The sequence below is a fragment of the Butyrivibrio sp. INlla16 genome (assembly GCF_900104155.1).
GTDB lineage: Bacteria > Bacillota > Clostridia > Lachnospirales > Lachnospiraceae > Butyrivibrio.
In genome coordinates this window covers 8,385-19,485 of sequence record NZ_FMYB01000060.1, presented here as the reverse complement: position 1 = coordinate 19,485, position 11,101 = coordinate 8,385, and the positions used below count along the sequence as shown (strand labels likewise).

Here is an 11,101-nt window from a genome sequence, read left to right as displayed (position 1 = left end):
CAAGGCTCAGGAAGACTCTTTTTCAGCTTATGAGCACTATCCTTCAGAATAAACCAGCTAACGATCCGGTATATCAATTCCTTGACCGAAAACGCTCTGAAGGTAAGAATTACTATGTCTACATGACTGCTGGGGCTAATAAGTTTCTCCGTATTTACTATGGCAAAGTGAAAGCTCATTACAGAGAACTCGAAGCACAATCCCAAGAGCAATAATCAGTTGTCCAATATCAAGTCTTTCAAACCGGCAAATCATGGCGGTTTGTTTGTCATACAATTTTTCATACTTGCAACTTTCTTCAATTTTCTATTGACTTTTTATTAGTAGGCTTTCTAAAAAGTACAAAAATAGCGTCATAATGCAATCCATTTGCATTAAAACGCTATCCTTAGCCATATAGTATATCGGACAATTTAATCTGATTATTAATAGCTTCAATTAAAACGTTTTTTATCATATAATTGAAGCTCGGGGGAATTGTTATTTTTTGGAGGAAAAACGTATGACAAAAAGAAATGTTGGATGGATACTGGTCATTATTGGCTTATTCATGCTGTTCAAAATGGTACGCGTATCATCATTTGGCTTCTACAGGATCGGCAGGGTAAGCACATCTGCAATAGTTCTGGTACTTCTCATTATTTCAGCGATAGCTGTTATTGTTAATAAAAATAAGTTTACATGGGGATGCCTGGTGCTGTCCCTGTGCTTTTTGGTTGTATCGCTTATTCTTGGTACAGACCTTTATTTTGCATATTCATCACTTACAGACATACTGCTTGTGTTTGTTCCCATAGTTGTCGGAACAGGTCTTATCATCAAGAGTGCTTTTGAAAAGCATCACAAAAAAGCAAACAAGTATGAGTTTTAAGTGAATATGAATAATAGAAAATTGGTACGACTGATAATATCAGGCGTTTTACTTTTTGCGTCTTTAATGATGTGTATTTTGGGCATAGGATGCTCTATTGCCTCAAAGCTCGGAGAGACATTCAAATATTCAACCTATGTATTTTTTGTTCTTGCAGCAGGGTTGCTCATAGCCAGTATAATAGCATTTATAGTCATTAAGGTGTGAAACAGGCCGGAAGCATGGCGTGATGAAAATGATGGAATATTTTTGGAAACAGCAGGATGACCTTCCTGAAGGTATAGGTTATGGTTTGTTTAGCACAGAGCATATGATAAGCATCGTTGTTGTCCTTGCTCTTGTGGTTTTGGCAGCCATTCTTATTAGGCGTTTCAGTGAAGATAAAAAAGTAAGAATCTGTAAGGCAATACCGCCGATAATGCTGATATTGGAGATTTTCAAAGACCTCTACCTTGTATGGGTAGGACATTTTGGGATAGGATACCTTCCACTCCATATATGCAGTATAGGAATATTTGTCTTTCTGATAAGGGAATATGTTCCATCAGTGAAGATAAAGGGCATATTTGGGGAGATAGCATATATCCTCATTATGCCTGCTTCTGTTTGTGCGCTTCTTTTCCCTGATTGGGCGGATCTGTACCCTGTCTGGAATTTCATGAATCTTTACAGCTACTTATGGCATGGGCTTCTTGTACTGTATCCGTTACTTCTGAAGCTGGAAGGAAAAATAAAACCGACTCTAAGGCATATCCATTACGAGATAATTTTTCTTTTGATTGTAGTTCCGCCAATTTTCCTTTTTGATAGGGCGTTTGGCTGTAATTACTTTTTTGTAAACTGGCCCATTAGGGGGACTCCGCTTGCTTTTATAGCAGATAAATTCGGAATGAAGTATTACCTTGTGGGCTATGGAATGCTTACACTTGCAGTTCTTTTTATTGTGTATGTCGTTACGGGCACCATTGATAAGCTTACAGCCCGCCACGGAAGCTGTAATGATGGCTGTATCATTAACGCTTTTACTGTATGTGATAAGAAAAATCGGAAAAGATTGTTTAAAAGGACAGTAATGGATATGAAGTATAAGAATTACATTTTTGATTTGTACGGAACGTTAATAGACATACATACCGACGAGGAGCAGCCGGAGCTGTGGGAATTCATGGCGGATTATTTTGCAATGAACTTCTCATGTGAGTACGATGCAAAAAAACTCAGAAAAGATTACCTGAAAATTTGCAAAGATGAAGAAAAAAAGCTCGCTAAAGCAAACGGAAGCAAGTTCCCTGAAATTAAGATCGAATGGGTATGGGAAAGGCTTATTGGCAAGCCATGCTCTGATGCCGACATGCGCCTTCTTTGTAATACGTTTAGGGAGAGATCCAGAGACAGGCTTGTGCAGTATGAAGGTGTGGCTGAGACTTTAACAGCCATAAAAAAATTCGGTGGAAAGGTATTCCTTCTTTCCAATGCTCAAAGACTTTTTACGGAGAAGGAGCTTGAGGATACAAATCTGACTAAATTTTTTGACGACATCTTCATTTCATCCGATATGGGTGTAAAGAAGCCCGATGAAAGGTTTCTTCTTGCACTTTTTGAAAAACACGGTTTAAAGAAAGAAGAATCGGTAATGATCGGCAATGAAGTTCTTGCGGATGTGGGCGTTGCAACTGCCGCCGGTATTGATGCAATCTACCTGAATACCTATGCTCACACGCAGAAGGAGATACAGCGAGACCTTAAGATATGCCATGCAGATACTGATAGAGTCAATATTGTTGATGACGGAAATATTATGAGTTTATTGAGGAGATAAGGAAAGAATTTCCGCAGGTTAAATTTGAGCAAAAATCATATTGCTCCGGGATAATACAAATTAGTAAGAGGTAACTGCTAAGCATCAATTCCAAATATGCAGCCCGCCTTTTTTGAAATAAAATATATTAGTAGAACATCACCTATAGGAATGTTCTACATACAATATGAAAAAGAGAAAGTTTTAGGGGGAAGCATATGGAGTATTACGGGAGAAAACCCAATTATAATTTTCTTCACAGAATGATGTTTGGCATGGCGGAGTTTTATAACGGGGGAGCCTTTGTCATCATCAACACGTTTTTTGCGGTGTTTATGACCAAGGCTCTTGGTATGCCTGCAGCTCTTGCAGGTACGATCCCGCTTGTGGGAAAAGTGTGGGATGCCATCACAGATCCCATGATGGGGAATATCACTGACAGAACCACCTCAAAATTCGGGCCTAAAAGATTTTATATTCTTATTGGTGCTTTTGCTTCGGCGATTACGTTTCTTCTGCTATGGGTGAGCATTCCGACCACATCACATGTTATTCTTTATATCTTTTATCTGTTTATGTACTGCCTGTTTTCAACGGGCTTTACAATCCTTTTTGTTCCATATTACGGGCTGCTTCCTGACATGATGGATGACTATGCATTGCGCGCAAAATTCTCCAACTGCCGCATGATCTGGTCAACCCTGGGATCCATGGTGTGCGGACTCATACCTACATTCATAATTACAGATACGCTGAATAAATCACTATATATGAAATGCGCATTTATTTTCAGCATTCTTTTCCTGTGCACATCACTTGTTACTTTCTTTGGAACCTGGGAAAAGAAAAAAGAGCCCATCAACACAACTCTTGCCGAGAGCTTCCCTCAATCTGTAAGTGTCTTAAAGAGCAGATCTTTCAGGCTTTTCCTTGGTCTCTATCACTTCAATCAGAAGACCCGGTATCGTCTCGGGTATGGCTACCTTTATAAGAAAAATCTCCGCAGGCGTATCTGCAGCAGTAATCGGAATTCTTTTATCTGCGGTAGGTTACGATGAAGTGATCGCCAACAGCGGCGGACGTCAGTCTCTGGGAACTCAGCAGGGGATATCCCTGATTTTCATTATATGTCCTGCAATTCTGATAACACTTCTGTTTGTAGTGGCAGTAATTTTCCCTATAACAGGTAAAGAATTCGCAGTAATTCAGAAGGACATCGCCCGCAGAAAAGGTGAAGATTCATCAGCTCCGACAGAAGAAGAGAAGCGTATCTGCGAGAAAGTCACGGGTTTTGCTTACGATAATCTGTGGGATATAAAGAATTCAAATAAAAAATGAGAAAGAAGGTAAAACTATGAGATATCCTTTGATATGGGCTCACCGCGGAGCCAGTGGCTATGCGCCTGAAAACACACTTCCTGCATTCAAAATGGCTGCGGACATGAAAGCTGACGGAGTTGAGCTTGATATTCAGCTTACAAAAGATGATGTCATTGTGGTCTGTCATGATGAAACCATAGACAGAACCAGTAATGGTGCAGGTTTTATCAAGGATTACACCTATGAAGAACTGCTTAAGTTTGATTTTTGTAATGGCAATCAGGCTTATGAAGGTGTACATATTCCCACTATGGAAGAAGTGTTTGATTTACTGGCACCGACAGGACTTACCATAAACATCGAACTCAAGACCGGGGAGATATTCTATCCCGATCTGGAGGATAAAATCGTCGAACTTGTGAAGAAAAAGGGCTTTTCGGACAGAGTTATCTATTCTTCTTTCAACCATTACTCAGTGATGAAAATTAAGGATATAAGCCCTGAATCAAAGGTTGGTTTCCTATATGCGGACGGCCATCTTAACATGCCCGGATACGCCGCAGAAAATGGAGTAGATGCGCTCCATCCGGCTTTCTATAATCTGCAATATCCTGATTTTATGGATGACTGCAACATGTTTGAGATTGACGTTAATGTATGGACAGTCAACAAAGAGGCGGACATGATTAAATGCCGTGATATGGGCGTAAATGCCGTAATTACCAACTATCCCGATAAGGCAAGGAAAATCTATGAACAAGGTTAATTTCCTGGGTGAAGATGATTTCATCCGGATAATGAAAACTGAAAACAGTGAGTTTCGAAAGACCCATGTAAAACAGGGAAAATTTCAGTCTTTTGACGGGGCTACGCTTAATTACTATTTTGCCATACCTGAAAATGCGACTAAGGTAGTTGTCTTTGCTCATGGCTTTTGTGAATTCTTCGGAAAATATCATGAGTATGTCTGGTATCTGTACCAGGCCGGATTTGGGTTCTTTTTCCCGGAGCAGCGAGGACACGGCTACTCTGAGGGCAAGATGAAGGAGCCGGATGTCGTCTATATCGATGATTACGATACATATGTCGAAGATTTTCATATTTTTATGGATAAGGTGGTTATGCCTGCTACTCCTGAAAAGAAGCGAATTCTTATTGCGCATTCCATGGGAGGCGCTGTGGGTACTCTTTTCCTCGAGAAATATCCGGGTTATTTTGACAAGGCTGTTCTAAGTTCTCCTATGCTTAAGATGAAGTCGGTTCCTTCGAAATTGGTGCGCAGTCTGCTTAGTATCTATGCATTTCTATTTGGTAAGCGCAAAGCTATGGCGCCGGGGCAGAAGCACTTTGATGGGGTGTCTGTGTTTGAGACAAGCAGTACTAAGTCCAGAGTCCGCTATGACTATATGTTTGAGATGCGATTAAAGGACGAGCATTATCAGACCTATGGCGCCTCCATTGGCTGGGGGCTGGCAAGCTATAAGGTGTATGACAGGATTTTCAAAAATGCTTCAAGACTCTCGCTGCCGATAACTGTATTTACTGCAGGTCAGGACCATCTGATTGATTCCGATGGTTATACGGAATTTGCCGGGAAGGTTCCCGGTGCGAAGATTATTGCTTTTGAGGATTCGAGGCATGAGATTTTCAATGCAGAGGAAGAGACACGTAATGAATATTTCAGGCAGGTACTGGAGATTATAGATAGGGATTGATATTGAAACCATTTAAAATTCAGGATATTAACGGAAAGGAGTCGGATTTATGCGCAAAACAAAAACACACGTTATTCTAACAGCTCTTATTTTCTCTATGTCGATGCTGCTATCAGCTTGCAATAATTCAGGAGAAGTAACAAGCGATGAAGATGGAGATCTTAAACCTGTTATGTACTTCTATCCTACGGAAGACAATTCTGCAATATCTGCGTCTATAGACTATGACGGAGCATTTTCCACGGTTTATCCCGACTTTTCATCAGATAACACATGGAATTTTATTGCTGATAAAGACGGTACCATAAGTATAAGTGATAAGGAATATGGCTACCTTTTCTGGGAAGGAACTCATAACGGAAACTATACCATTACCAGCGGAGACTGTGTGGCTAAGGAAGATCTCGTCCCCTTCCTTGAAGAAAAACTCGCCGCTTTAGGCCTGACCGACAAGGAAAAAGATGATTTCATCACTTTCTGGCTTCCAAGGCTTAGCCAGAACAGCTATAATCTGATTTCTTTTGATAACTCACAGTATCTGGAGAAAGCAAAGCTTTTGATAAATCCTTCTCCGGACACGCTGATCCGTGTATATATGACATATACAGGTTGTGACAACCCTGTGGAAATTGCTCAGCCTGAAGAAATAATCACTCCTTCCAGAAACGGGTTTACCGTTGTTGAGTGGGGTGGAAGCGAAGTAAAGGAATGAAAATGAGATTTGCATTGATATATAAAAGAAAAATTTAATCCGCCGAATATATACACAGGGGTTGCACCGGGGAATACTGTGGCTAAAGACTTATATAAGTCCGTAGGTTTCGAAGATACAGGCCTTATCGAATGCGGAATGGAAGAGATGAAATTGAAATATCCCATGACAATCAAAATAAATTAGCATGAACTAGCCCTCATATCTCATTATTATTATGAGTTATGGGGCTATATCAGGTGATTGTACACATGGAGTATATACGGTATAATGTATATACAATAAAAGGAGGTGATCACATGGAGCAGGTTGCGATAAGGGCTTGGGGCAATAGCCAGGGAATACGAATTCCTAAGGATATTTTGGAAAAATTGCAGTTAAAGGTTTCTGATGTGTTGGATATAGAAATAGAAAATGACAGTATTGTTCTTAGAAAACAGTTTGTTCATAAAACTTTTGAAGAAAGACTTGCAGAGTTTAATGGTGAAATAACGGTTTGCGATTTTGATTGGGGCGAACCGGTAGGGAGAGAGATTTTATGAGCGAGTTTAATCAAGGGGATATTATAAAGATTACAGGTTTCAAAAGACAGCTGTTTGTTATAGTTAGCAAAAATGCTTTTATAAAGGCAACAGGTATATTTCATGTATGCCCTATGCTTTCTAATATTCACGCCGGGCCTTTACATATTCCGGTGTGCGGGAAAAAGGGTGAGTCTGGAACTGTAATTTGTGAGCAGATTAAAGCAATAGATCCTAGGGCAAGAGGGTGTAATAGAGTTGATTTTCTTGCATATGAGGACATTATGAATGTATCGGATGCGGTGCAGGGAATTTTTGAGTACGATTAATAGTAGTCATGTTCCGCTGAAAAGATGGCAGTACATGGTTGGGGTTCTTATGCCCGGGGTTGTTCTTGGAGTAATATTTGAAAGATAAAATGAAAAATGGTGATCACTGTGAGAGGTGGTCACTTATTTTTATATTGCACAAATATTGCATGTTCTTTGCATTCCGTCCTGCCTTGACTCTGTGATACAATGATTTCTATGATTACTTGCGGAGGAGACCACGATGGAAATACTTGATTTTTTACAGAAATACAATATATACAAGCAGGATATGGAAAGAATTTCTGGGATGTTGTTGATACCTGGATGAGTATTGGATTGGAAGGTTAGGTTCAAGTGTTGCAGATGGACATTATCTATAAGGGAGAGAAACTAAAATACCTAGAGGATTTCTGGGGAGAGCAGGTGTTATGGATTACTGATCCAAAACAGATAAGTATGGAGCATATGAAGTTTGTCGGGGGATATCCAAATGAGTACTGCATATACCTTTCTGAGCTGCCGGCAGAGGAACAGGCGGAAATACTAAAGCAGCTACGATAACAACCGTTATATTGCGGCGTGGATTTTTTTAATGCTCGGATAGCGGAAATTCTTTTCATCATAGAGTAGTTGTTCTTATTAAAAAACTCATATGACAGGTATATTATAGCATTTCATGGTATGAATTGGATTATATTATGAAAAACGAGAAATATTCGTGAACTATCAGCTAAAAGTTTAGATAGCTTTTACGATTAATAGCTTGGGTAGAAAAGAATATGTTAGCTATGCGTAAAAGAACAGTTTTACGCATACATAGGATTATGATAAAATGAATATAGGAGATTTTTGATGAAAAACAGTTATTTTATGGGGATTAATAATATGTCTGAAGGAATAAATTATACCGATAGAACCGCAAAACTACTTGAAGATATGCCAGATTATGTGGTCAGTTTTATAAACAGATATAGCGGACGCGGAAAAGCTGCAACCATGTTTGAATATAGCCGCGATATTTTCGTGTTTTTTGAATATCTGATCAATTTTCACCCGGAATTCTGTGATAAGAAAATGATGGATATTACTACGGATGATCTTGGAAAACTTCTTCCCGAGGATATCGATAATTTCATCGCAACGCTGCGGAATACTAAGGATAAAAGATTTAAAAGAACGGATGATGCATATGAAAAAAGTATGCGGCCTAAGAAAAATTCCCTTACAGGGCCAAAGAAAAAGGATGATGAAACCAGTGAAGCCACTTTAAAGAGAAAAAAGGCCACTATATCCGCTTTTTATTCATACCTTTTGAGCAATGGTAAGGTCACAATGAATCCGGTCCTTGCGTCCAGAAAAATTGATATTCCCAAGAAAAAACTCATATATCTGGATTTTGAAGAACAGAATAAACTGATTGATACCGTAATCAATGGCACAGGGCTTGGCGATAATACGCGAAAATATCACAGCATATATGCAGAACGTGATGCTGCAATGTTTATGCTGCTTTTGGATACCGGGCTTCGTGTATCCGAGATGCTTAACACCAATATAGTCGATTTTGATCTGAATAAAGGGAAAGTTACCGTCATCAGAAAAGGCGGCGATCAGCAGGATGCCTACTATTCTGACGAATGTGCAGGATATTTATGGGACTATTTTGAATCACAGAAAGCCAGATTCCCTTATACCTCAGAGGTCGAACTACCTGCATTTACTACCACAAAGGGCGAAAGACTCAGTGTCAGGGCTGTTGAGACGCTTGTGAAGAAATATGTGAAGGCTGCTCTTCCCAATAAAGCCCATCTCATATCTCCTCACAAACTCAGATCAAGCTTTGCAATGTCACTATATGAAGCAAGTAATTACAATCTGTTACTTGTGCAAAAAAGGCTTAATCACGCGTCAGTCACCACTACCACTGTGTATACCAAGGCCGTAGAAAAAGAAGTTGAGAGCTCCAGGAATATTCTGCAGGAATACAAGTTGCAACTAGAGGGCAAATCATAGGAATTAATGATGAATACCCTAGAGGGACATAAGAGTAAAACATGGCAAAAAGCCCTAATTTAACACAATTACATGTAATTATACACGTAATTGTGCGCATCAACCTAAGTGACTCTGATTACATATAATTCAAGTGTTCTCTATTTATAAAAATACTTGTGGTGTTATACAATCGTAATCTGAGGGGAATGAATTATTAGTTTTAGGACATAAAAGATAATCCAGGGGAATGGGGAAAAGAACTTGCTGAGAAAGCAAATGAAAAGATATATAATTCAGATCCTGAAGCGGCAGGCGCAGCCCTGGCAGAAAAGATCAATAAAAAAGCTGCCGAACTTGGAGAGTATGCAGAGTCGACTGACTGGGAACAAAAAGGAAGAGATGCGGCTGATACCGTAAAGAACTTTTTAGAGGGGCTGAAATAAGATAAGAGCAAATCATAATGAACAGGAAATATCACTATGAACGCAAAAATCCTTGTAATATCAGATTCACATGGCTATCCGGGATATGCTAAAAAGGCTATCGAAAAAGAATCACCCTTTGATATCCTCGTCCACTGCGGAGATATCCAGGACTCCATTTCTTCCATAACGGGAGAAAATCCGCCTTATGAGGTAAAGATAGTCCGTGGTAACTGCGACTTTGGAAACAGCCTTCCCACTGATGAAGAATTCAAGGCAGGTTTCTTAAGCGTATGGGCAACACACGGAAATGCCTACAACGTAAAATATGAGGAAAGCCTTAAGACCTTAAAGGAAGCAGCCAAGTCAAGATGCGCTGATCTTGTCCTTTTTGGTCACAGCCACTATGCAGAGATAGTAAAGGATAAGGAAGCCGGCATTACTCTAGTAAACCCCGGAAGTATCTGCTATCCCCAGGTCACAGGTGACAAACCTACATATGCAGTTATAACAGTTACGGATGACTACGAGATTATCCCAGAAATCAAAGAAATAGGAGAGGATCTATAACCCCAAAGCACCGCCACCGGGATCCTGCCACAGTGACGGTACCTTATAGGTTTCCTTTAGTATTCATTTTTTGTTTCCTCCTTATGCTTATATAGTAGCAGGATAAGAGCGAAAATAAATCAACCAGTTTGGAGAAATAATATGCCTTATTCTTCTTTGAAGATTGTAATCAAATATGATTTTTACTGCTATTCACGGTAAATTGATGTGAAAGGTATTATTAAGATGAAAAGAATTATTTTACTTGTGACCATTATGCTAATGGTACTGATGACAGGATGTGAAAAAAAAGAAAAACAGACTGACTTCAGGATTGCTGCCTGGGGCGATATGTATACAGATGTATTAAACAATGAGCAGGCTGAAATCTGCGGACAAAGTTCTGATAACATATCTGTAAAAGATGTGCTAATCGATGGTGACGAGTGTATTGCTACATATGAGTTTAATGAGAACTACCAATTGATAAAGGGTTCATATCTTGTTAAGCATCCTCAATATCATAATAAGATACCATGGAAATGCAGCCTGGCTCCTCATACACTTTTATCTCTTTATGGAGCTTTTGCGCAATCATTGTGCCAACAGTCCTTATCTGCTCCAGTGAAGACTTATTGAGGAGTTGTATTACCAGTTCTGCATCATCCGGAGCTTCGTCATGGATGTTGAAGCTAACTGTTATCTCCCTAGAGCAGCAATGAAACACATATAAGGCTATACCGCCAGTCGCCACTTGGTATTGATCCTGGGATCATGAACTACCTCCACCGACTCTGCGTCGGAAGAGGTTTCTGTTATGCCGCAGAGCGGCATGAACCTTTGGGATGCTTAGTGCATCCCAAAGAACAGGGCATGTCCACTATGCC

The 11,101-nt window shown here is 39.7% G+C and carries 13 protein-coding genes and 1 pseudogene; all 14 read left to right on the top strand.

Annotated features, from left to right (window positions below; all coding sequences use genetic code 11):
- Positions 1-215, top strand: a pseudogene (locus tag BLR42_RS23685) (IS110 family transposase); the annotation flags it as partial.
- Positions 216-502: 287 nt separating this feature from the next.
- Positions 503-871: a hypothetical protein gene (locus tag BLR42_RS19270; protein ID WP_022761170.1), complete on the top strand. Its 369-nt coding sequence runs from the start codon at positions 503-505 to the stop codon at positions 869-871.
- A 229-nt stretch (positions 872-1,100) separates the two neighbouring features.
- Positions 1,101-2,690: a TMEM164 family acyltransferase gene (locus tag BLR42_RS19265; RefSeq protein WP_091872666.1), complete on the top strand. Its 1,590-nt coding sequence runs from the start codon at positions 1,101-1,103 to the stop codon at positions 2,688-2,690.
- 197 nt (positions 2,691-2,887) lie between these two features.
- Positions 2,888-3,727, top strand: a complete 840-nt coding sequence (locus tag BLR42_RS19260; protein ID WP_242879439.1) for an MFS transporter — start codon at positions 2,888-2,890, stop codon at positions 3,725-3,727.
- Positions 3,645-4,007, top strand: coding sequence for an MFS transporter (locus tag BLR42_RS23680; protein ID WP_242879438.1), 363 nt, complete (start codon positions 3,645-3,647; stop codon positions 4,005-4,007). Before BLR42_RS19260 ends, BLR42_RS23680 begins: the two co-directional genes overlap by 83 nt.
- Positions 4,008-4,023: 16 nt before the next feature.
- On the top strand, positions 4,024-4,755 hold the full coding sequence (locus tag BLR42_RS19255) for a glycerophosphodiester phosphodiesterase (RefSeq protein ID WP_022761164.1): 732 nt from the start codon (positions 4,024-4,026) through the stop codon (positions 4,753-4,755).
- Positions 4,742-5,704 (top strand): alpha/beta fold hydrolase, encoded by a 963-nt coding sequence (locus BLR42_RS19250; RefSeq protein ID WP_091872663.1) that lies wholly within the window; start codon positions 4,742-4,744, stop codon positions 5,702-5,704. Before BLR42_RS19255 ends, BLR42_RS19250 begins: the two co-directional genes overlap by 14 nt.
- A gap of 49 nt (positions 5,705-5,753) precedes the next feature.
- Positions 5,754-6,416, top strand: a complete 663-nt coding sequence (locus BLR42_RS19245; protein WP_091872662.1) for a hypothetical protein — start codon at positions 5,754-5,756, stop codon at positions 6,414-6,416.
- 299 nt (positions 6,417-6,715) lie between these two features.
- Entirely contained in the window at positions 6,716-6,958 is a 243-nt protein-coding gene (locus tag BLR42_RS19240; protein WP_022761160.1) for an AbrB/MazE/SpoVT family DNA-binding domain-containing protein, read from the top strand.
- The gene (locus tag BLR42_RS19235) at positions 6,955-7,266 is read left to right on the top strand and encodes a type II toxin-antitoxin system PemK/MazF family toxin (RefSeq protein WP_091872658.1); all 312 of its coding nucleotides are present in this window, start codon (positions 6,955-6,957) and stop codon (positions 7,264-7,266) included. Before BLR42_RS19240 ends, BLR42_RS19235 begins: the two co-directional genes overlap by 4 nt.
- Before the next feature lie 345 nt (positions 7,267-7,611).
- On the top strand, positions 7,612-7,809 hold the full coding sequence (locus BLR42_RS19230) for a hypothetical protein (RefSeq protein WP_207648579.1): 198 nt from the start codon (positions 7,612-7,614) through the stop codon (positions 7,807-7,809).
- A gap of 291 nt (positions 7,810-8,100) precedes the next feature.
- Positions 8,101-9,261 (top strand): tyrosine-type recombinase/integrase, encoded by a 1,161-nt coding sequence (locus BLR42_RS19225; protein ID WP_091872655.1) that lies wholly within the window; start codon positions 8,101-8,103, stop codon positions 9,259-9,261.
- A gap of 461 nt (positions 9,262-9,722) precedes the next feature.
- Entirely contained in the window at positions 9,723-10,235 is a 513-nt protein-coding gene (locus BLR42_RS19220; protein ID WP_091872653.1) for a YfcE family phosphodiesterase, read from the top strand.
- Positions 10,236-10,460: 225 nt separating this feature from the next.
- Positions 10,461-10,853 carry a hypothetical protein gene (locus tag BLR42_RS23030; protein ID WP_170832882.1) on the top strand — a complete coding sequence of 131 codons (393 nt, stop codon included), beginning with the start codon at positions 10,461-10,463 and terminating at the stop codon, positions 10,851-10,853.
- Positions 10,854-11,101: the final 248 nt, after the last annotated feature.